The following is a 19715-nucleotide window of genomic DNA, read 5'->3' on the forward strand; positions in this document are numbered from 1 at the left end:
CTACGATCCCTCGAAGCGCTTCCGGACGACGAGGAAATGCGCCGGCTGCCCCCAGGTGCCGATGAACGCCGGATCCGACTGGGTGAGGGCGGCGACCGCGGACGCTTCCCGTCGCCCGATCGCGCTGAAGATGCGATGGAAGCTGTCGAGCGTTGCCGTGATGGCTTCGATGTCGGAAGCATCGTCGGCGAGAATATCCGTCGTCAGGATCGCCTCGCGTAACGAGGCGAGGCTCGCGATCACGCGGGGCAGGCTGTCGCCGAAGGGCTCGTCGATCATTCGGTCCACATCGAGCACCAGCGCTTCGATCGAAGCCGAGATCGCGCTCACCGCGCCGGCCTGGCCGACCAGATAAAGCTTCCGTCCCCCGAGGAAACTCAGGCGGCTGCGGTCAAGATGGCGTGTGGCGCGACGCAGCTTCTCGTCCGCCGACAGGACCTTCTTGTGCCAGTAGACGTCCAGGCTGTCGCGATAGGCGGGCCATGCCGAATGGATGTCGAATCCCCGCTCGTGGGCCGCGGTACAGAGGGCCTCCGCATCGAGGAAGTAGCGGTGCCGGACGAACGGATTCTCGAGCACGTCCATCAGCCAGGATTCGAAGCTGCGGGTGTGCGAAATGCTGTTCCACTTCGGCTCGAACAGCAGCTTCGCCGTCTCCGGCGCGGGGCGGCCCGTCAGGGCCTTGCCGGCGGCATGGATCGCCTTGAGTGCGAGCTCGAAGAAGCCGCCATAACGTTCGTAATAGGAAACGACGGCGTAACCGTCCGGATTGAGCAGCCGGTGGAAGATGCCGAGCCATTTTTCGCTCGGCTGCACCGTGTAGATGAACCCTTCGGCGTCGATGATGTCGAAACGGCGGTCGCTGCGAAACCCCTCGACGTCGGACAATGCGAGTTCGCGAAGACGTTCCGTCTGGCCGAAATGCGCGAAGTAGGCCTGGATCTTCGGGTGCGCATGCCGGTTCGGTTCGGCGAGCGTCATGTTCGCGCCCCAGCCGGCAAACACCAGCGCGTTCTCACCGGAATCAGGACCGAATTCGAGGACCTCGGCATCGCGGAACAGCCGCGGAGGCAGCACCAGCTTGTCCGAAAAGAGTTCGCGCCGCTGGCTCGCATAGGCCGCGAGTTCGGCGGCCGACTTGAAATTCCCGAACGTCGGCAGGACGTCCTGACGTTCGTAGTAGTTGAAGAGTTTGTCCTCAGCCATGCCGAGACCCTGCGACCCCCTCGAGGCGGTCGAGCTCGCTCCAGATATCGGAGGGCGCGAAGATCGAAACGATGTGCAGCGGGCGCTTCACGTTTTCGCGCAGCCGGCTGCTGACCTTGGCTTCGTTCTCCTCGTTCACGGCAAGAAGGCAGACGAGCGCATTCGACTTGCCGGCGAGTTCCTCCGGCGAACGGATCGGGATCCCGGTGCCGGGCAGGAATAGCCCCTGGCGCTCCTTCTGGTCGTCGACCGAGAGGTCGACGAGATCAGCCAGTTCGTGCGCGTTGGTGAAGGTGCAGGCGCGGCAGCCCGCACCGTAGATGGCGATCTCGGCACCGTTGGCGCGAGCCTTGGCGAGGATCGGGCGGAGACGCGCGCCATACTCCCTCGCGCGCTGGCCGAATTTCTCGCCGACGCCGGCGGGGGCGGGCGGCGGCGTCACGTCGCGCGTCGCACGGCGGGCCGCGATCGCGAGGCTGCCGCCGCTGAAATTGTATTTCTTCACGGACACCGCCTCGAAGCCGTGGCGCGCCAGCAGCGCGACCAGGGTCGGTTCGGTGAAATAGCTGACGTGTTCCTCCCAGAGGACGGAGAGGTCGCCGACCGTCGAGCCGGGCGCGAAATCCGGCACGTCGATGAACAGCAGGCCGTCGTCGCGCAGCGCGATCTTGACGCAGTCGAAAAAGTTCTCGAAGTCGACGATGTGCTCCAGCACCTGGCGCGAGACGACGAGGTCGAACTGGCCGGCCTGGGCGACCGCGTCGTGACACAGCGCCGGGCTGATCATGTCGGCATAGACCTTGATGCCGCGCTCGCGGGCGATCTTGCCCGACACCGGGTTGGGCTCGACGCCGACCAAAACCTTCGCGCCGCGCTCGCGCAGCTTGTCCATGAACAGGCCGTCGTTGCAGCCGATCTCGAACACGGATTGATGGCTCGAGAATTTCGCGATGGTATCGAGCTCGTCGACCTGGTGCGGCTCAGGCTTCCAGCTGCTGAAATTGTAGTTGAACTGGCGATACAGGATGTCGGGATCGATCGGCTTGACGATCTGCGGCAGACCGCAATCGCCGCAGGCGAGCACCTCGAACGGATACCGTTCCTCCTGCTCGTTCCGGCTGTGCCGAAGTCGATGCGCAATCGGCATCTGTCCGAGGTCGATGACCGGTCGCAGGTTGGTCGAATGGCAAAGGCGGCAATGGTCGGTCACTGGTTATTCTCGCATTTGGGCAGGTCTGACGAGGCGATTTTCAATGAAACCGGCGCGGCCGCAATGAGATGGTCCCGGACACATCCAATCAGGGGTGCAGGGCGCAGTCCTCCGGCCGATGCGTCCTCAACCAATGCAGGTAGCAGTCGTCGATAGGTCATGCAAGACGTGCCGCTATCCATCGACGGGAGGCGGGTACGGCCAAGTCGGAGAATCCGTTCAGTCAAAAATCGCAGTTCCGCTTCTGGATGCGCTTTATACCAAGGGATCGAAGGTGGCTTCTGCCGTGTCGGCGGTCCCCAATGCGATCTTTCTGAAGTCGCGCACAACGTAGGCAGCTTCATCGGGTAGGTCGTCCTCGAGCGTTCAAGGCGGAATAGTCGAGTAGCGGTACCAGTCGAAATCTAACGTCCCATCAGATGCTCCGCGGCGAGCGCGCCAGTCTTTGTGACATAGTCCTGGACTGCGGCGGCTTCGCTGCCATCCGGCGCCCAGTCGGGAAATACCGTACGGGAGGGGTCGAAGGGACCGGCGGTGGTCTCGTGAAACACCAGCCATTCCGAGGTGATCAGGATCGAGTGGAAGACCTGTTCGGGCATCCGGTAGTAGCAGCGCTTGCCCTGGCCGTATGGTGCCATCTCGAGCACGTCGCGAATGCGGCCGTCATCTTCGAAGATCACGACCTGCGCCGTACCCTCGATCACGTGAAACGATTCAGGTTTGCCAAAATGCTTGTGGGGCCGCACATAGGCCTCGCGATGATGCACGATCAGCATCTCGTGCAGGCCGGACGAGGGATCGGGATGCGTGCACAGCCGGCTGCGCAGGCGCGGGTTGCCAGCGGCGATGCGCTTCAGCTCCGCGATCGTGGCATCGTCCGCCGTGACGATGGCGTCGTCCGAATAGTACACTTCCGGATTCTGCGCACGCAGCGAGGTCGGCCGGCCCAGGCTGGCCGTCTCATTCGAAGAAGATGAACCCATGATCGCCCCGATACCCGCATTTGTCGTAGATCCAGGCCCACGTTTCCGGACCGTGGAAGCTCAGGCAGGTGAGCTGCCAGTAGAGGAGGTTTGCCTTCTCGCGCTCGTTGCGGAACGATTCCACCATCAGATATTTCGAAGCGCCGCGTCCGACACGCTCGATCTCCGACACCGCGCGGAAGACGTCCTCGAGCGGAAGGTTGTGCAGCACGCCGAGCGACACCACGAGATCGAAGCTGTGATCGGGGTAGGGCAGCTCGACGGCGCTGCCGACCTTGAGGTGCGGCCGCACCTCCTCCTTGGCGTTGGCGATGCCATACTCGGAGACGTCGATGCCCGCGATCGTGAGGTCGGGGACGAGCTGGGTGAACTCGTAGAGCAGATAGCCCTTGCCGCAACCGACATCGAGCACGCTCACGCCCGGCTCGATGCCGTAGCGGTCGATCAGGGTCTGGGCGAGCGGGCGCCACCGTCCGTCGTAGCGATAGCCGCCATAGCCGTAACGGCGGTCGCCGTCCCAGTAGTCGCGGCCCCATTGCCGCGCCACGGTGGCGGATTCGGCCTTGTCATGCTCGACCACGCGCTGAACGTAGTCCCGCTTGGTCGATGCGTGCATGGGCTGAAGCAGGTTGATCTCGGTCATGATCGTCGACCGGTCCGCGACATCGTCACAGGATGGTCGCGAATTTATTGACGAGCAGGATGTCCTCGACGGCCTGAATGCCGTCCCGCGACGAAAGCGTGATCTCCTCGACGGCTGCGTGAAGGTCGCAGCCCTCGCGCAGCACGCGGTCGTAGATCTCCCGCCGTCGTGCCTCGTCGGGCGGCAGCATGAAGATGCTGTAAAGGATCAGGCCGCGCAGCCGCGGCAGCTCGTCCAGGATGTCCTCGAGCACCATGTAGCTGCCGGGCATGGTGTGCTCGGCGGCGCTGAGCAGATATTGCAGGTTCTTCCGCCGGGCATAGTCGCGGATCACGATGTTCTGGACGTGCTGCGGGGTACGGCTGCCGTTCAGCGGCCGCGCGCCGATGTAGCCGCGATGGCCGACGCGCTCAGCCATGGAAGCCTCCCGGCAGCTTGTATTGCATGCCGACCCGTGTTGCCGGGCGCAGCAGGATCGGTTCGAAGAATTCGCCGAAGCGCTTGTCCGCGTAGGGGGACATGATGCTCTTGAAGCGGCAGTTCATGCTCCAGCGCGTGCCGGGTTCCTCGTTGATGCGATTGCCGTGCATCAGGGTCTGGTTGAACAGCATCACGTGGCCGTAGGGAATCTCGATGAAGGTCGCGTGCGGCTTGATCGTCTTGTACAGCTCTTCGGCGCTACGCAGGCTCGCCATCCGGTCCTGCATGTCGCCGTTCAGGGACGGCGGCAGCAGATACATCGATTTGGTGCGGTGGACATCGACCAGCGGCACCCACACCACGACCTCGAACGGCGAGTCGCCCGACCAGACGTCGGAGTGGGTGGCGAGCAGCGAGGAGTCGTCGCCGGGCATCTGGATGCTGAGATTGACGCGCCGCTGCATGCAGAGCTCGTTGCCGACGATGGTCTCGATCGTCGAGCGCGCCAGACGGAAATAGGTCGGCCGGAACCAGGGCTCGGCGTTGAGGCCGTTGAACACGTGGAGCCGCAGGCCGTTGAGATCGTCCACGCTCACGCGCGTGTGGATGGTGTCGAGCAGGCCGTAGGGATCGTTGCTGTGCGGCAGCTTCAGATAATCGGCTGCGAGCTCGGCGGCGCGCCGCTGGATCCGGTCGAGCCCGGCGCGGTCGTCGGCCGGCGTGGTGACAAAGCCGTCGTCGATGAAGCGCTGCGCCAGCGCCTGCTCGTCGGCCTCGAGGAAAGCCGTGTCCGTCATGAAAAATACTCCCGGGCGGTCGCGCAAATATAGCTGATATCGGCGGCCGAGAGGAACTGGTTGATGGGAAGGGTAAGGATCTGATCCGCCTGCCGCTCGGTGACCGGAAACGCGCCGCGCCCCAGACCAAGATGCGTTGCCGCCGGCTGAAGGTGGATCGGCACCGGATAGTGGATCGCGGTCTCGATGCCCTTGTCGGCAAGATATTTCTGGAAGTCGTTGCGGCGGTCGGTCTGCACCACGAAGGTGTGGAACGTATTGAACTCGATGTTGCGGCAGGGCGGAATGAACAGGGGCAGGCCTGCAAGCTCGGCGCGGTATTGCGCGGCGTTGCGCCGTCGGCGCTCGATCACCGACGGCAAATGGCGCAGGCGGATTCGCAGCACTTCCGCCTGAAGCGTGTCGAGCCGCGATACGATGCCCCATTCCTGGACGTCGCTGCGGTTGATCAGGCCGTGATTGCGCAGGCGGCGAATTCGTGCGGCAAGCTCGGCGTCGGCGGTGACGAGGAAGCCGGCATCGCCCGCGGCATTGAGATTCTTCAGGGGATGCGCGGAGAAGCAGCCGAACGTTCCGATGGTGCCGCTCATCCGCCCGTCATAGGTCGAGCCGACGGCCTGGGCGCTGTCCTCGATCACGGCGAGAGCGTGCTTGGCGGCGATCGCCATCAGCGGGTTCATGTCGGCCATGCGCCCGGTCAGGTGCACCGGCATGATCGCCTTGGTCCGCGGCGTGACGGCGGCCTCGACCGCGGCCGGATCGATGTTCTGGTCCGGCAGCACGTCCGCAAAGACCGGCGAGGCGCCGACTGCGATGATCGCGGCGGTCGATGCCACGAACGAATTCGGCGGGGTGATGACCTCGTCGCCGGGACCGATGTTGAGCGCCCTCATCGCGAGGATCAGCGCATCGGTGCCGGAATTCAGCGTCACGACATGCGGCGAGTCGAGATAGGCGGACAGTTCCTCTTCGAGCTTTCCGACCGCCGCCCCGCCGATGAAATCGCCACGCTGGAAGACGCCCTCGACCGCCTGCATGATCTCGGCGCGCTCTTCCTCGAATTGCGCCGGAAGATTGACGTAACCGATGCGCCGGCGGCCGGTGTCAGCGTCCATGGCAGAACTTCCGAACGGTCTCGATGACGCGGTCCTGCTGCGCGCGCGTCAGGTGCTGGTCCACCGGGAAGCTGATGACTTCCTTGGCGTGGCGGTCGGTGACCGGGAACGTTCCCGGGGCGTAACCGAGATGCTTGAGACCTTCCTGCTGATACAGCGGGATCGGATAGTGGATCTTGGCTTCGATGCCGTTGTCCAGGCAGTACTGATAGAGCTCGTCGCGACGCTCGGCGAACACCATGTAGAGGTGATAGACGTGCTTCACGTTGGGCCGGCGCGGCGGGATGCGCAGGCCGGGCAGGCCGGCGAGTCCCGCGTCGTAATAGGCCGCGTTCTCGATCCGGCGCCGCGTGATCTCGCTGGTCTGGCCGATCAGCCAGTTGCCGACCACCGCCTGGAGGGAATCGAGCCGCGAATTGCAGCCGAGGATCGCGATCTCGTCGCGGTTCTTCATGCCGTGGTTGCGGATGAGCCGGAGCCGCTCGTTCATCCCGTCGTCATTGGTGACGACGACGCCGGCATCGCCCCAGACGTTCAGGTTCTTGAGTGGGTGCAGGGAAAAGCCGGCCGCGATGCCGTGGGTGCCGGAGCGCTTTCCCGCGAACTCCGACAGGATGCCCTGGCAGGCGTCCTCAACGACGGGGATGTTGTGGCGCTGGGCGATCGCCATCAGCTTGCCCATGTCGGTGACCTCGCCGGTCAGCTGAACCGGCATGATCGCCTTGGTCTTCGCTGTGATCGCGGCTTCGACATAGTCGACGTTCATGCAGAACGAATCGTCGCAGTCGACCAGCACGGGCCTTGCCCCGGTCTCCGCGATGGCGCCGACGGTCGCGATGAACGTATTGGCGGCGGTGATGACTTCATCGCCATGGCCAATGCCGAGCGCCTTGAGCGGCAGCTTGAGCGCGTCGGTGCCCGATCCGACGCCGATGGCGTGGCGCACACCGATCAGCTCCGCAAAACGCCGCTCGAATTCGGCGACGGGCTTGCCAAGGGTGAAGTCCCCGGTCGCCACCAGCCGGCCGATCTCGGCCAGGATGGGGGCTGGATCGGAGAATTGCTCGAGCAGATAGGAATATCGAACGTCGTACATGTGGCCCGTCAGGTGGAATGGAGTTGAGGGGAGGAGGTGTGCGAGGCGGCAAGTGCGCGCTCGATCGAGGTGGCAATGGCGCCGGCGGAAAGCCCGTGCTTCTTGAGCAGCGAGTCCTGCGAGCCGTAATTGTGCATGAAGCGGTCCGGCAGCGACAGCCGCAGCATCGCCGGCAGGCCTGATCCGAGCTTGTCGATCAGCGTCTCCGCGACCGCGCTGCCGAGGCCGCCGGAGGGGACATGCTCCTCGAGAGTCGCCACGAGCTTGGTGCCGCGGATCGCTTGCAGCAGCGCCTCGGTGTCGAGCGGCTTGACGGTATGCATGTGCAGGATGCCGGCGCGGACGCCTTGTGCGGCCAGCAGGTCGGCTGCGGCCAGCGCTCGCTGAAGCATGATCCCGGTGGTCACCAGGAGGACGTCACCCGGCGGGCGCATCAGGATGGCCTTGCCGATCCCAAAGCCGTGCTCGGCCTTCGAGACGATGGCGTCGCCGCCTTTTCCCAGGCGGATGTAGATCGGTCCGGTCCAGTCGAGGGTCTGCTCCATCAGCCGCGCCGCTTCGTCGGCATCGCACGGGCACACCACCGTCATGTTGGGCAGGGCCCGCATGATGGCGATGTCCTCGATCGCCTGATGGGTGGGGCCGAGCGGCGCATAGACGAGCCCGCCGCCGTTGGCGATCAGCCGCACCGGCAGGTTGTGCAGGCAGAGGTCGACGGCCACCTGCTCGTAGCAGCGGCGGGTGAGGAATGTCGCGATGGTGTTGACGTAGGGCACGAAGCCCTCCATCGCCAGGCCGGCCGACATGCCGATGATGTGCGCTTCCGAGATGCCTTCGATCAGATGGCGCTTCGGAAACTCCTTGCTCATCGCGCGCAAGGTGCCCGCGCCGGGATCGGAGCCGATGTAAAGCACACGCTCGTCGCGCGCGGCGAGCTTGTGGACCATGTTCATGGCGGTGTTGCGCATGGGGTGCCGATCAAAAATCGCCGACAGCTACGCGAATCGCGTCGAGCTCGCTGTCGGTCAGCTTGTTCTTGTGATGCCAATCGGCGTTGGATTCTGCGGCCGGCAGACCCTTGCCCTTGACGGTATGGCAGATGATCGCGGTGGGTTTGCCCGCAACGGGGGGGACCTGCTTCAGGACGGTGCGCAGGGCGCCGACGTCGTGGCCGTTGAGCTCCTGCACGGCAAAGCCGAAGCTGCGCCACTTGTCCGCGAGGGGCTCCAGCGGCAGGACGTAGTCGGTGGGCCCGTAGCTCTGGAGCTTGTTGTAGTCGATCAGCGCGACCAGGTTGTCGAGCCCGTGCTTGGCCGCGCCCATGGCGGCTTCCCACACCGATCCCTCGTTGATCTCGCCGTCGCCGAGCAGGACGAAGGTGCGGTAGGTGCGCTCGCGCATGCGCGCGGCGAGCGCAAGGCCGACACCGATCGACAGGCCATGTCCAAGCGCGCCGGTCGAGGCTTCGACCCCCGGCACCATTCCGTATTCGGGATGTCCGCCCAGAATACTGTCCGGGCCGCAAAAGCCCTCCAGCTCCGACAGGGGGAAGAAGCCGCGGTCGGCCAACAGCGCATAGAGCGCCAGGCAACCGTGTCCCTTGCTGAGGATCGCGCGGTCGCGGTCCGGATCGCGCGGGTTGTTCGGGTCGATCCGCAGCACGTCGTCGTAGAGCACGCGGACCATTTCGATCAGCGACAGCGCCGGACCGACATGTCCGCGTCCCGCCGAGCGGACGGATCCGAGCACCAGGCGGCGCAAGTAAAGGCTGCGCTCGTCGAGCGTGCAGGTGAGGGCGGTTTCAGCGTGGGGTGAGATCTGGATCACGTTGGCAAATCGTTTGATGGAGCCGGCGGGCTTTGTCGAGCTGACCGGCGAGGCGGACCGTCAGGTCGCCACCTTGCGCAGCCAAGGCGCGTCGGGAGCGGCTTTCCGGCAAATAGGCATTCAGGACAATCAGGCACCAAATCGCCCCAAACACAGGATAGAGTACGTCAAGGCGGATCGCAAACGCATCATCCCTAGCCGCGAAAGCTTGTGTGAGGCGTTCGATCAACCGATTTGCTTCGGCTTCGGGCAGATCGCTGCCGGGGTGAATCGCGGTGTCGGACACCAGCTTGACCGGATCGTCCCAGCCGAAATATTCGAAGTCGATGAAGCGCAGCCGGCCGTCCGCGGCGCGTAGCGCGTTGTGCAGTCCGAAATCGGAGGGACTCAATGCGCGATGCGCGGGCGCAATGTCCGCTGCGGGATCCCAGCCGAGTTCCGCATAGCGCCGGCGGAGCTGCCGGATCGCGATGGCCGTGCTGGGAATCAGGCTGTCGTCCATGAAGGCGCGCAGGTCCGGATGATCATCCGAGGCGCGCCTCAGTCCGTCCAGCCGCTGCTCGTATTGCGCAATGGCTTCCTCGGGCGAAAAGATACTGGCCGAGGCGTTCCGCAGAGTCCGGGCGCCCTCGGCGTCTCGCAGCTTTTGCAGCGCGATCAGGAACTCGGCCAACTGGTCGGCATCGTTGCCCTGGGGGCGCAGGACCGCCGCCTCGCCGTCGAACCATTGATACAGCGCGCAGAACGCATCCGCGTCCTTCGCGATCGGCCGCGGCGTCGACGTGATGCCGTGGCGCGACAGAAACGAGAGTGCGTCATATTCCTGACCCAGGCGATCGCGCCCGTCGGACGGATAATGCTTCAGGGCGAGGGGCGGTCCCTCCGCCATCTCCAGCCGAAACACCCTGTTGTTGCCGCCGGCCCGCGCCGGTTGAGCGGCCGCGACCCGCGCCCCGGCCAGGCGGCTGCCGATCGCCATTGCATCCGGCGCGCTGATGTCGGGCTCGCTCATTCCGCAAACACCTCGTGGCGGATGCCGGCCCATGTCGCGATCGGCTTGCAGTGTTCGGGGTGGGGAGGCTGCGAACGCGTGAACAGGATCGATCGCGTGGCCTTCGGAAAATGCGGTTGCTCGAAGACCTCGACGAGATCGTCGATGAAGACGTCGAGCTTCAGGTTCGCAAGTCTCTCGACCTTGCCGGCCAGCGTGTCCTCGAAATAGACGTCACCGACGGCCAGCGCCGCGTCCGCAGCGTCGATCAGGCCAGCCTCCCGCAGCCAGCTGCGTGCGGCGTCACGCAGGTCGGTGCAGTCGGGGTCCTGGTGGCCGAACCGGGTCTTGTGGCTGACGATGTAGACCTTCGCGCCGGCTTGCCTACACGCCGCGAGGAATTCCCGCACCCCCGGATAGATATCGGCGCCGCCAATACCCTTGCCGTAGACGAAGCCTTGCAGCCCTTGCCAGGCAAGCTCGCCGCCCGCGCGGGATCGCAGATGATCCCGTACGTCGGTCTTCAGTCCCTCCCAGCCCTCCGGCACCAGCCCACGCTGACGCGCGACGGCGGCAAAGACCTTGTCGTAGCAGATGATCGTGTTGTCGAAATCGATGCCGATCCGCACGCCGCTCACTTCAGGCTGATGTTCTGCATCATCTTGATGTTGAAATACCTGGGGTCGTTGAGCGAGTTCGGCAGGCGGCCGGCCTTGAAGGCATCCACAAGGCCGGACACGGCCTGCTCGATGGTGTGCGTCGGCGCAAATCCGAGCTCGCGGCGAATCTTCTCCGAAGAGACATGGTACGAGCGCAGATCGTCGGTCGGCTCGATGACCACGTCGACATTGCTGCCGACCACCGACTTGACGATGTCGGCGATCTTCATCAGCGAGTGGTTTTCGTAGCCGATATTGTAGGTCTTTCCGTCGATCTTCGCGTCGTCCTGCTGAAGCAGGAACAGGTAGGCCGCGGACATGTCCTCGATGTGCAGGTTGGGCCGGCGCTGCGTTCCGCCGAACACGCGGATGCGGCCGGTGTTGACCGCAAGATTGGTCAGGATGTTGACGACGACGTCGAGTCGCTGCCGCGGTGCGTAGCCGCAGACGGTCGCGGGACGAACGGTGCAGGCGACGAACCCGGACGCGGCCTCGTCGGCAAGGTCGGTCTCGCACATAGCCTTGAACTTCGAGTAGTCCGTGAGCGGCTCGCAGGACAGCTCCTCGGTCACCTCGGCCTCGTCCTTGATGCCGTAGACGCTCGAGGAGGAGGCGTAGATGAAGCGCCTGATGCCGGCCCTCTTCGCGGCGCGCACCATCGGCCGGAAGCAGTCGTAGTTGATGGACTTGCCGAGCGCAGGATCCAGCTCGAACGAGGGGTCGTTGGAGATGCAGGCGAGGTGGATCACCGCGTTGTTGCCGCGCAGGGCCTCGTTGATCGCGGCCTCATCGCGGATGTCGCCCTTGATCAGGCGAAGGTTCGGATTGTTGCGAACCGCGTCGAAGACGGATTCGCCATACATGAACAGGTCGAGCACGGTGACCTTGTGGCCCGCTGCCAGCAACTGGGGAACCAGCACGCTGCCGACATAGCCGGCGCCACCGGTGACCATCACGTTCCATTTCTGATCAATCACTGTCGTTCTCCAGGATTCTTCCTGTGCGCTATTTCAGCAACGCGGTCACAAACTTGACCAGGGGGGCCTTTTCAACCGAGTTGCGGTGACCGACGATGCCGACCTTGATCGCGCCTGCCGCGTTGCCGATGAAGGCGACGTCCTCGATATTGCCGCCGGCGGCAACCAGCGGCGCCGTGATCGTCAGGAAGGCATCGCCTGCGCCGACGGTGTCGACGACGGTCTTGGTGAAAGCGGGCACGCGTGCGACGCCGGTCTTCGACGAGAAGGGGTAGCAGCCGAAGGAGCCGTGCGTGATGATCATGTTGTCGCAGTCGATCTTTCTGTGCAGGGTGGTCTCGATCACCGACGCGATGTCGCTGAACTTGTCGGTGGCGGCCAGCCGCGCTTCCGGCGCGTCGATGCAGATGTAGTCCGCCCGCGGATACTTCGTGATCAGATTGTAGCCGTGGTTTCCGCTGTTGCTCTGGGCGTTGATCGCCAGGAACTTGGAGTTGCCGATCAGGGCATCGATTGTGCTTGGAGCGATCATCCCGTGACCGAAATCGGTGACGATCACCACATCCCCGCGGCGAACGCGCTCGGCGGTGATGCGGTCGATCTCCTTGCGCTCGGCCTCGTCGAGCGGCGTGTCGTCCATGGTGTAGACTTCGAAGAGCTTGTGCAGATAACCCAGCTCGACGTACCGCAATTTGCGGGTCGTCGGGCGGCCCTGAATGCGGATCGGCGTGAGCGTGACATTCGGGCGGACATGCGCACGGATGAACTCTTCCGGGTAGTCCTTGCCACCCAGCGTCGTGACGATCTCCACCGACTTGCAGAAGCTCGCCACGTGATTGGCAGCGGCAATGACGCCGCCGGCAAATTGCTCGCCATTCTTGAACAGGGTGGCGACGATGTTTTCCTTTGAAGCCTTTCCGAGCGCCGTGACGTACTGGTATTCGTCGATGATGGTGTCGCCGACCAGCACGACGTGCATGTCCTGGATCTTGTCGATCAGCTTCAGCAGGCGTTCGGCGCCACCGCTTTCGCGCACCTTCTGGAGGTAGTCGCGCAGAGGGGGATCGTAGATGTCGAAGTAGCGGTTCATCAGCGACGACGAGCTGAAGGTCACGTCGCGCGTGAAGACGATGCGGCCGCCATGACGTTCGACGGCCTCTCGCTCGATGGCGATCTTGCCGGTGACGTCATCCTCGGGGTTTTCGTAGTCAGAACCCTTCACGTAGATGTCGGGGCGCACGGTATCGAGGACCGGCTCGGCGCTCGAGGTCTGATTGATGCCGACCCAGTCGACCGTGCCGAGCGCGGCCAGCATCTCGGCGCGCATGCTCTCCGGGAAGATCGGCCGTCCCGGGCCCTTGTTGACAAAACGGTCGGCGGTGACGGTCACGATGACCACGTCGGCCTCGTTGCGCGCCGCCAGGATGTGCCGGACGTGGCCGAGATGCACCAGATCGAACACGCCGTGGCACAGCGCAACGGTGCGGCCCTCGGCCTGCGCGGCCCGCGCGACGGCGCCCAGTTCCTCGATCGTCTTGATCTTCTCGTGCGGTGCCGGATGGACAGCCGGCTTGTCTGTCGAAGTATTAGCCATGTGAACTACCCAAAGCGCCGGCCGGCCTCAGCCGGCCGACGCGGAATTGATCGACTCGCAGCAACGATACCTGGCGAACCTGTTCAGTGGCTTGCGTTCCGCGGCGCACCGGCCGCCGCGTCGTCCTCGTCACCAAGATATTTGAACCAGTCCTTGGTGGCGTCGGCAATCTTGTCCACCGTCCAGAGTGGCGCGTCCTTATACTGGTCCATCGACTTCAGCATCGTCGCGACGCCGTCCTCGAATTTCACCTTTGGCGCCCATTTCAGGACCTGCTTGATCTTGGTGATGTCGGCGTAGGTGCAGTCGGGTTCGCCGGGACGCTTGGGAATATGGACCTTGTCGCCGCCGAGAAGGTCCACCAGACGGTTGACGCTGTAGGTGTTGTCGGAGCCGACGTTGAATATTTCGTGCGAGACGTCGGAGCGCGCGGCGGTCACGAAGGCGTCGGCGACATCGCTGACGAAGGTGAAGTCGCGGGTCTGCTCGCCATCGCCCACCACCGTGAAGGGCTTGCCGGCAAGTTTCTGCGCCATGAAGACGCCGAACACGGCACCGTAGGTGCCCGTGGTGCGATGGCGCGGCCCGAACACGTTGAACAGGCGAAGCGCCACGGCCGGAAGCTTGTAGACCTGGCACCAGTGCATGACGCACTGCTCGCCGAGATTCTTGGTGAGGGCGTAGGGATACATCGGCCGGATCTCGGCGTTCTCCGGCGTCGGGTAGACGTCGGGAATGCCGTAGCAGGACGATGACGCCGCATACATGAAGCGCCTGACGCCCGCGTGCCGCGCAGCTTCGAGAACGTTGACCGTGCCGTCGACGTTGGCGCGATGATACGGGGTCGGGGACTCGATCGAGGGGACGATGTCGGCCAGCGCCGCGAGATGGAAAACCCAGTCGACGCCGTCGAAGTGCGGCCTGATCGAATCAAGCTCGGCGACGTCGGCCCGCACGATCTTCAGCCGGCTCGAATCAGCATGCGACGACAGATTCTCGGGACGTCCGATGACGAAATTGTCGAGCGCGATCACCTCATGACCGTCGTCGAGGAGTCGATCGACGAGGTGACTTCCAATGAAACCGGCGCCGCCAGTAACGATGCATTTCATGGGAAACATCCGTGATGCGAATGCCCAGCGAAACAGGCTCGCCAATGTTGAGTGACACCCGAAAGCCGACTACCAGCCGCACGCAAGTTTTGCAATGCCTTTGCAATCCCTGGTAATAGTCGGTATCACGACGGCATGCTTCAATCGAGTCGCCAGCCCATGCCTGCCGAGTCCGTCGATCCCGATCACAAGGCCTTCCTCGACGATTACGTGGGACGCCTCCATCGCGCGACGGCGATAGACGACAGTATTTTTGCGGGGATCTCCGCCACCCGGGCGACCTGGTTGCGCACGCGCGAGCAGGGCGGTCGCGTCGTCTTCATCGGCAATGGCGGCTCGGCCGGCATCGCCTCGCATCTGGCGATCGATCTGGCAAAGAACGCATCGGTGCCTGCGCTGTGCTTCAGCGATGCAAGCATGATGTCGTGCCTCGCCAACGACTACGGTTTCGAGGACTGGATCGCGCACGCCGTGCGGCTGAACGCCCGCGCCGGCGACTGCCTCGTCGCGATCAGTTCGTCGGGGCGCTCGAAGAACATTCTCAATGCGGTCGCGCAGGCGCGGACGATGAAGCTCGGTGTGATTACGCTCTCGGGCATGAATGCGGACAATCCCCTGCGTAATCTCGGCGACGTCAATTTCTGGGTGGACAGCCGCAGCTACAACATTGTCGAGACCACGCACCAGTTCTGGATGATGGCCGCGATCGACCTCGTCATCGGTCGCGCGGAATACCCGGCGTCCTGAGGCGGGTATCGGATGCAGTCGCGGTTTAAACAGACGGTTCTGTTTTCGCTGAGGCTGCTGCTGTCGATCGCCGTGCCGGCCTACATCGCGCGCGGTCTCGATCTGAGCCGGTTGCGGACTCATCTCGTTTCCGTCGACCCGTTCCTGTTAGCTCTCGCGCTGGCGCCTCATCGCGCCACCCGCGATCGCAAGCTTCGTTCGGTTCGGCGCGCTCGTCGGGTTTCTTCTCGTGCAGTCCGCGTGCTGCGGCTTGCTCCTCGGATCGGCGCTCCTCATCCATCTCGTGACGGCGGCGGCCTGCTATGCCCTGGCGCGCGGCGTCGGAGCGCAGCTCTCGGTGCTGGACGCCGGCATCCTGATTCCGCCGGTGGTGCTGTTGATGGCCGCTCCGATCTCGATCAGCGGCTGGGGCGTTCGCGAGGGGGCGAAGGCTGCGGAAGAATCGCCGAACTACGGGCTGGCGAGGGCCGAGGAGGTATCGAGCCACCCTTGACCCGCTTGAACCATTGCCGTCGATCTGATCTTCACAGGGTGAGATTGTCCCACCCGCGCACATCTCTCCGTTTTCCGGTTCCACGATGAAAAACCTGTTCTACGTCCGTCGTACCTGCCGCCTCTGTCATTCGGACAAGCAAGAGCTTGTCGTCCCGATGGCCGGCATGCCCATTGGCACGCCGAACTTCCAGGTGCCGGACGCCAGCGTCGACGATCCCGTCTTCAGGGCTGCGGTGCCGATGGCGCTGCATCTGTGCAGGGACTGCGGCCACCTCCAGATTCTCCATGTCGGCAATCCGGAGGTCCAGTACCGCAACTACGTCTACACCACCTCGCTCTCGCTCGGGCTGCGGCAGCATTTCGAAGGCTATGCCAGCGACGTCGTCAGCCGCTTCGGAATCGCGCCGGGATCGCTGGTGGTCGAACTCGGCAGCAACGACGGATCGCTGCTCGGCTTCTTCAAGGAGCGTGGCATGCGGGTGCTGGGCGTTGATCCCGCCGTCGACATCGCGCGGCGCGCGACGGAAGCGGGCATCGAAACCATCGGCGATTTCTTCACTGACGCCGTCGGGCACCGCATCCTGAAAAGCCACGGTGCGGCGAGCGTCGTGATCGCCAACAACATGATCGCCAATGTCGACAATCTCGATCCGCTGGTGATCGGGGTTCGCGATGTGCTTGCGCCGGACGGGTTGTTCGTCTTCGAAACGCAATACGGCGTCGACGTCACCGAGAAGAACCTGCTCGACACCGTCTATCACGAGCATCTGTCGTATTTTAACATCAAGCCGCTGACGCGCTTCTTCGCGCGGCTCGGGATGGAAGTGATCGACGTCCAGCACATCTGGACCAAGGGCGGCTCGATCCGCGTGACGGTGCAGCGCGCCGGCGGCGCGAAGAAACCGTCGGCGGAGGTCGCGCGGTTCATCGCAGAGGAAGACCGGCTCGGCGTCGATCAGCCGGCCTATTATGCGCCCTACGTGAAGCGGATCGCTGCCATTCGCGACGAGTTGGTCGCGATGGCCGATGCCGCCCACGCGCGCGGTCAACTCGTCGCCGGCTATGGCGTCTCCGTCGGCACCACGACCCTGCTGCCGCAGTTCGGTCTGGAGAGCAAGATCGACTTCCTGGTGGACGACGATCCCAAGAAGGGGAACGTGATGGCCGGCCCCGGCTACGACATCCCGATCCTGCCGCCCGCGGCCCTTTACGAGCGCAAGCCGGCGTTCGTCGTCGTGTTCGCCTGGCGCTACGTCGACCCGATCTGCGCCAAGCATGCCCGTTATTTCGCGGACGGCGGAAAGTTCGTGGTGCCGTTGCCGGGCATTTCCATGGTCGACCGGGCCGATTGACGCTGGTCTGGGGCCGCCGTCAGCGCGAGGCGGGCGGTCAGGCCGGTTCGCGCGTCGGAAGGCTGCGCGGCCCGGCCCGGTAAACCGTTGATTCGCATGGGCTCTGCCGTAGGCCTGCGGGGGCGAGGGGACGCCGGGCGGATGAGCCGCTACCTTGACGTTTGGCCCCGTTCGCAGTAGATACCCGCCACCTGCAGCCGGCCCGTTAGACGCGGATCTCCGGCGCGGCTTTGAAATCCCCGAACAATCGAGCCCGGTTTCCGGCTCATCCTTCGAGACAGAGGGCTGGGCCAACGGCGGCTGTTCGGATCCCTGAAATTCATTCGCGTCTGTCGACGGACGTTGGACATCAAACGATGGCAGTCAGCCCGTTCAAGTTCTTGCAGGAAGTCCGCTCGGAGACCGCCAAGGTCACCTGGCCGACCCGTCGCGAGACCACGATCACCACCATTATGGTGTTCGTCATGGTCGCCGTGGCCTCGATCTTTTTCTTCGCCGCCGACCAGATCATCCGCTACCTCATCACCTTCCTCTTGGGCATTCACTGATGGCTACAGCAACCGCTCAATTGTCCGACAAGCGCTGGTACATCGTCCACGCCTATTCGAACTTCGAGAAGAAGGTGGCCGAATCGATCCGCGAGCAGGCCAAGCAGCGCGGGCTCCAGGAACTGTTCGAGCTGGTGCTGGTTCCGACCGAGAAGGTCACGGAAGTGCGCCGCGGCCGCAAGATCGACGCCGAGCGCAAGTTCTTCCCGGGCTACGTGCTGGTGAAGATGAAGCTGACCGACGAGGCGTTTCATCTGATCAAGAACACGCCGAAGGTGACCGGCTTCCTCGGCGCGGAAAACAAGCCGATGCCGATCTCGGAAGCCGAGGCCATGCGCATCCTGCACCAGGTGCAGGAAGGTGTGGAACGGCCGAAGGCGTCGGTGTCGTTCGAGATCGGCGAGAACGTGCGCGTGGCCGATGGCCCGTTCGCCTCGTTCTCGGGTGTGGTCGAGGAAATCGACGAGGCGCGCTCGCGCGTGAAGGTCGCGGTATCGATCTTCGGTCGCGCCACGCCGGTCGAGCTGGAATTCGGTCAGGTCGAGAAGGTCTGACCGTTCGTCATTGCCGGGCTTGACCCGGCAATCCATCTCCTTCGTGGAACTGGTTTTGCGAAGATTGGTGGATACCCGGGTCAAGCCCGGGCATGACGGGAGTGGAGGCGGCGACGTCTCTAAAGAGAGGCCGTGGGAGGGAGGGGGCGGTTGCCAGCCGCATCCGACCCAGACCACGAACCTGAAACCGCCGGCCCCGCCGGCACACCAGGAGTGATACATGGCAAAGAAAGTGACCGGATACCTGAAGCTTCAGGTCCCGGCCGGTGCGGCGAATCCTTCGCCCCCGATCGGTCCCGCGCTTGGTCAGCGCGGTCTCAACATCATGGAGTTCTGCAAGGCGTTCAACGCCCAGACCCAGAAGGAAGAGAAGAACACCCCGATCCCGGTGATCATCACCATCTATGCGGACCGTTCCTTCACCTTCGAGATGAAGACGCCGCCGATGTCCTACTTCCTCAAGCAGGCCGCCAAGATCCAGTCCGGCTCGAAGGCGCCGGGCCGTGACAAGGCCGGCAAGGTGACCAAGGCGCAGGTGCGCGAGATCGCCGAGAAGAAGATGAAGGATCTGAATTGCGACACCATCGAATCGGCCATGAAGATGGTCGAGGGCTCTGCCCGTTCGATGGGTCTGGAAGTGGCGGGGTAAGCGGTCATGGCAATCGGAAAGCGTTTGAACAAAGCCCGCGAAGGTGTTGACCGCGAAAAGCTTTACCCGCTCGCGGAAGCCATCAAGATGGTCAAGGAACGCGCGAAAGCGAAGTTCGACGAGACCATCGAGGTCGCGATCAATCTCGGCGTCGATCCTCGTCACGCCGACCAGATGGTCCGTGGCGTCGTGACCCTGCCGAACGGCACCGGCCGTACGCTCCGCGTCGGCGTGTTCGCCCGTGGCGCCAAGGCCGACGAGGCCAAGGCTGCGGGCGCCGACGTCGTCGGCGCCGAAGACCTGGTCGAGAAGGTGCAGAACGGCTCGATCGATTTCGACCGCTGTATCGCCACCCCCGACATGATGCCGCTGGTCGGCCGTCTCGGTAAGGTGCTGGGCCCGCGCGGCCTGATGCCGAACCCGAAGATCGGTACCGTGACCATGGACGTCACCGGTGCCGTGAAGGGTGCCAAGGGCGGCTCGGTCGAGTTCCGCGTCGAGAAGGCCGGCATCCTGCAGGCCGGCGTCGGCAAGGCCTCGTTCTCCGAGGAGAAGCTGGTCGAGAACATCAAGGCCCTGGCCGACGCTGTCTCGAAGGCGAAGCCGGCCGGTTCCAAGGGGACCTACATCCAGCGCGTTGCGGTGTCCTCGACGATGGGCCCCGGCGTGAAGGTCGAGCCGGGCACCATTCTCGGCTAAGGTTTGCCTCGGCTAGAGGTTTGGAAATTGCATGAGGCGAG

At 64.0% G+C, this 19715-nt stretch carries 22 protein-coding genes; 7 read left to right on the forward strand and 15 right to left on the reverse strand.

Annotated features, from left to right (window positions below; genetic code table 11):
• From XI09_RS02160 to XI09_RS02230, 15 genes are all read right to left on the reverse strand, one after another.
• Nucleotides 1–1206, reverse strand: a complete 1206-nt coding sequence (locus XI09_RS02160; RefSeq protein ID WP_271565488.1) for a class I SAM-dependent methyltransferase — start codon at nt 1204–1206, stop codon at nt 1–3.
• Nucleotides 1199–2416: a class I SAM-dependent methyltransferase gene (locus tag XI09_RS02165; protein WP_271565489.1), complete on the reverse strand. Its 1218-nt coding sequence runs from the start codon at nt 2414–2416 to the stop codon at nt 1199–1201. The genes XI09_RS02160 and XI09_RS02165 overlap by 8 nt, the downstream gene beginning before the upstream one ends.
• A gap of 404 nt (nt 2417–2820) precedes the next feature.
• Nucleotides 2821–3399, reverse strand: a complete 579-nt coding sequence (locus XI09_RS02170; RefSeq protein WP_271565490.1) for a WbuC family cupin fold metalloprotein — start codon at nt 3397–3399, stop codon at nt 2821–2823.
• The gene (locus XI09_RS02175; RefSeq protein ID WP_271565491.1) at nt 3377–4042 is read right to left on the reverse strand and encodes a class I SAM-dependent methyltransferase; all 666 of its coding nucleotides are present in this window, start codon (nt 4040–4042) and stop codon (nt 3377–3379) included. Before XI09_RS02175 ends, XI09_RS02170 begins: the two co-directional genes overlap by 23 nt.
• A gap of 25 nt (nt 4043–4067) precedes the next feature.
• Nucleotides 4068–4460 (reverse strand): LIC12192 family sporadic carbohydrate cluster protein, encoded by a 393-nt coding sequence (locus XI09_RS02180; RefSeq protein WP_271565492.1) that lies wholly within the window; start codon nt 4458–4460, stop codon nt 4068–4070.
• Nucleotides 4453–5259, reverse strand: a complete 807-nt coding sequence (locus XI09_RS02185) for a sporadic carbohydrate cluster 2OG-Fe(II) oxygenase (RefSeq protein ID WP_271565493.1) — start codon at nt 5257–5259, stop codon at nt 4453–4455. The genes XI09_RS02180 and XI09_RS02185 overlap by 8 nt, the downstream gene beginning before the upstream one ends.
• On the reverse strand, nt 5256–6374 hold the full coding sequence (locus tag XI09_RS02190) for a DegT/DnrJ/EryC1/StrS family aminotransferase (protein WP_271565494.1): 1119 nt from the start codon (nt 6372–6374) through the stop codon (nt 5256–5258). The genes XI09_RS02185 and XI09_RS02190 overlap by 4 nt, the downstream gene beginning before the upstream one ends.
• The gene (locus XI09_RS02195) at nt 6364–7470 is read right to left on the reverse strand and encodes a DegT/DnrJ/EryC1/StrS family aminotransferase (protein ID WP_271565495.1); all 1107 of its coding nucleotides are present in this window, start codon (nt 7468–7470) and stop codon (nt 6364–6366) included. Before XI09_RS02195 ends, XI09_RS02190 begins: the two co-directional genes overlap by 11 nt.
• A gap of 8 nt (nt 7471–7478) precedes the next feature.
• Complete coding sequence (locus XI09_RS02200) at nt 7479–8438, reverse strand: transketolase family protein (RefSeq protein WP_271565496.1); 960 nt, start codon at nt 8436–8438, stop codon at nt 7479–7481.
• Nucleotides 8439–8448: 10 nt separating this feature from the next.
• Nucleotides 8449–9297 (reverse strand): transketolase, encoded by an 849-nt coding sequence (locus tag XI09_RS02205; protein WP_271565497.1) that lies wholly within the window; start codon nt 9295–9297, stop codon nt 8449–8451.
• The gene (locus XI09_RS02210) at nt 9272–10309 is read right to left on the reverse strand and encodes an aminoglycoside phosphotransferase family protein (RefSeq protein ID WP_271565498.1); all 1038 of its coding nucleotides are present in this window, start codon (nt 10307–10309) and stop codon (nt 9272–9274) included. Before XI09_RS02210 ends, XI09_RS02205 begins: the two co-directional genes overlap by 26 nt.
• Nucleotides 10306–10917, reverse strand: coding sequence for a hypothetical protein (locus XI09_RS02215; protein ID WP_271565499.1), 612 nt, complete (start codon nt 10915–10917; stop codon nt 10306–10308). Before XI09_RS02215 ends, XI09_RS02210 begins: the two co-directional genes overlap by 4 nt.
• A gap of 5 nt (nt 10918–10922) precedes the next feature.
• Nucleotides 10923–11924: an NAD-dependent epimerase/dehydratase family protein gene (locus XI09_RS02220; RefSeq protein ID WP_271565500.1), complete on the reverse strand. Its 1002-nt coding sequence runs from the start codon at nt 11922–11924 to the stop codon at nt 10923–10925.
• Between the two features lie 28 nt (nt 11925–11952).
• The gene (locus tag XI09_RS02225) at nt 11953–13518 is read right to left on the reverse strand and encodes a PfkB family carbohydrate kinase (RefSeq protein ID WP_271565501.1); all 1566 of its coding nucleotides are present in this window, start codon (nt 13516–13518) and stop codon (nt 11953–11955) included.
• Between the two features lie 83 nt (nt 13519–13601).
• The gene (locus tag XI09_RS02230; protein ID WP_271565502.1) at nt 13602–14630 is read right to left on the reverse strand and encodes an SDR family oxidoreductase; all 1029 of its coding nucleotides are present in this window, start codon (nt 14628–14630) and stop codon (nt 13602–13604) included.
• Between the two features lie 159 nt (nt 14631–14789).
• Here XI09_RS02230 and XI09_RS02235 point away from each other — a divergent pair, with 159 nt between their 5' ends.
• The 7 genes from XI09_RS02235 (at nt 14790) to rplA (ending at nt 19674) form a co-directional block, all read left to right on the forward strand.
• Nucleotides 14790–15377, forward strand: coding sequence for an SIS domain-containing protein (locus XI09_RS02235; protein ID WP_271565503.1), 588 nt, complete (start codon nt 14790–14792; stop codon nt 15375–15377).
• Between the two features lie 250 nt (nt 15378–15627).
• Nucleotides 15628–15870 carry a lysylphosphatidylglycerol synthase domain-containing protein gene (locus XI09_RS02240; RefSeq protein ID WP_271565504.1) on the forward strand — a complete coding sequence of 81 codons (243 nt, stop codon included), beginning with the start codon at nt 15628–15630 and terminating at the stop codon, nt 15868–15870.
• Nucleotides 15871–15955: 85 nt separating this feature from the next.
• Entirely contained in the window at nt 15956–17224 is a 1269-nt protein-coding gene (locus XI09_RS02245; protein WP_271565505.1) for a class I SAM-dependent methyltransferase, read from the forward strand.
• 356 nt (nt 17225–17580) lie between these two features.
• Nucleotides 17581–17772 (forward strand): preprotein translocase subunit SecE, encoded by a 192-nt coding sequence (gene secE / locus XI09_RS02250; RefSeq protein ID WP_007611620.1) that lies wholly within the window; start codon nt 17581–17583, stop codon nt 17770–17772.
• The gene (nusG, locus tag XI09_RS02255) at nt 17772–18326 is read left to right on the forward strand and encodes a transcription termination/antitermination protein NusG (RefSeq protein WP_271565506.1); all 555 of its coding nucleotides are present in this window, start codon (nt 17772–17774) and stop codon (nt 18324–18326) included. Before secE ends, nusG begins: the two co-directional genes overlap by 1 nt.
• A gap of 220 nt (nt 18327–18546) precedes the next feature.
• On the forward strand, nt 18547–18975 hold the full coding sequence (gene rplK, locus XI09_RS02260; protein WP_011088164.1) for a 50S ribosomal protein L11: 429 nt from the start codon (nt 18547–18549) through the stop codon (nt 18973–18975).
• Between the two features lie 6 nt (nt 18976–18981).
• Nucleotides 18982–19674, forward strand: a complete 693-nt coding sequence (gene rplA / locus XI09_RS02265) for a 50S ribosomal protein L1 (protein WP_011088163.1) — start codon at nt 18982–18984, stop codon at nt 19672–19674.
• The last annotated feature ends 41 nt before the right edge of the window (nt 19675–19715 follow it).

It is taken from the genome of Bradyrhizobium sp. CCBAU 11386, from assembly GCF_028128955.1.
Lineage (GTDB): Bacteria > Pseudomonadota > Alphaproteobacteria > Rhizobiales > Xanthobacteraceae > Bradyrhizobium.

Bases quoted from the DNA above. Each gene is read 5' to 3' on its own strand.
- XI09_RS02180 (WP_271565492.1), bottom strand. From the start codon at position 4,460: ATGGCTGAGCGCGTCGGCCATCGCGGCTACATCGGCGCGCGGCCGCTG.
- nusG (WP_271565506.1), top strand. From the start codon at position 17,772: ATGGCTACAGCAACCGCTCAATTGTCCGACAAGCGCTGGTACATCGTC.
- XI09_RS02225 (WP_271565501.1), bottom strand. From the start codon at position 13,518: ATGGCTAATACTTCGACAGACAAGCCGGCTGTCCATCCGGCACCGCAC.
- XI09_RS02190 (WP_271565494.1), bottom strand. From the start codon at position 6,374: ATGGACGCTGACACCGGCCGCCGGCGCATCGGTTACGTCAATCTTCCG.
- XI09_RS02245 (WP_271565505.1), top strand. From the start codon at position 15,956: ATGAAAAACCTGTTCTACGTCCGTCGTACCTGCCGCCTCTGTCATTCG.
- XI09_RS02235 (WP_271565503.1), top strand. From the start codon at position 14,790: ATGCCTGCCGAGTCCGTCGATCCCGATCACAAGGCCTTCCTCGACGAT.
- XI09_RS02160 (WP_271565488.1), bottom strand. From the start codon at position 1,206: ATGGCTGAGGACAAACTCTTCAACTACTACGAACGTCAGGACGTCCTG.
- XI09_RS02200 (WP_271565496.1), bottom strand. From the start codon at position 8,438: ATGCGCAACACCGCCATGAACATGGTCCACAAGCTCGCCGCGCGCGAC.
- secE (WP_007611620.1), top strand. From the start codon at position 17,581: ATGGCAGTCAGCCCGTTCAAGTTCTTGCAGGAAGTCCGCTCGGAGACC.
- XI09_RS02185 (WP_271565493.1), bottom strand. From the start codon at position 5,259: ATGACGGACACGGCTTTCCTCGAGGCCGACGAGCAGGCGCTGGCGCAG.
- XI09_RS02175 (WP_271565491.1), bottom strand. From the start codon at position 4,042: ATGACCGAGATCAACCTGCTTCAGCCCATGCACGCATCGACCAAGCGG.
- rplK (WP_011088164.1), top strand. From the start codon at position 18,547: ATGGCAAAGAAAGTGACCGGATACCTGAAGCTTCAGGTCCCGGCCGGT.
- XI09_RS02195 (WP_271565495.1), bottom strand. From the start codon at position 7,470: ATGTACGACGTTCGATATTCCTATCTGCTCGAGCAATTCTCCGATCCA.
- XI09_RS02230 (WP_271565502.1), bottom strand. From the start codon at position 14,630: ATGAAATGCATCGTTACTGGCGGCGCCGGTTTCATTGGAAGTCACCTC.
- rplA (WP_011088163.1), top strand. From the start codon at position 18,982: ATGGCAATCGGAAAGCGTTTGAACAAAGCCCGCGAAGGTGTTGACCGC.
- XI09_RS02210 (WP_271565498.1), bottom strand. From the start codon at position 10,309: ATGAGCGAGCCCGACATCAGCGCGCCGGATGCAATGGCGATCGGCAGC.
- XI09_RS02170 (WP_271565490.1), bottom strand. From the start codon at position 3,399: ATGGGTTCATCTTCTTCGAATGAGACGGCCAGCCTGGGCCGGCCGACC.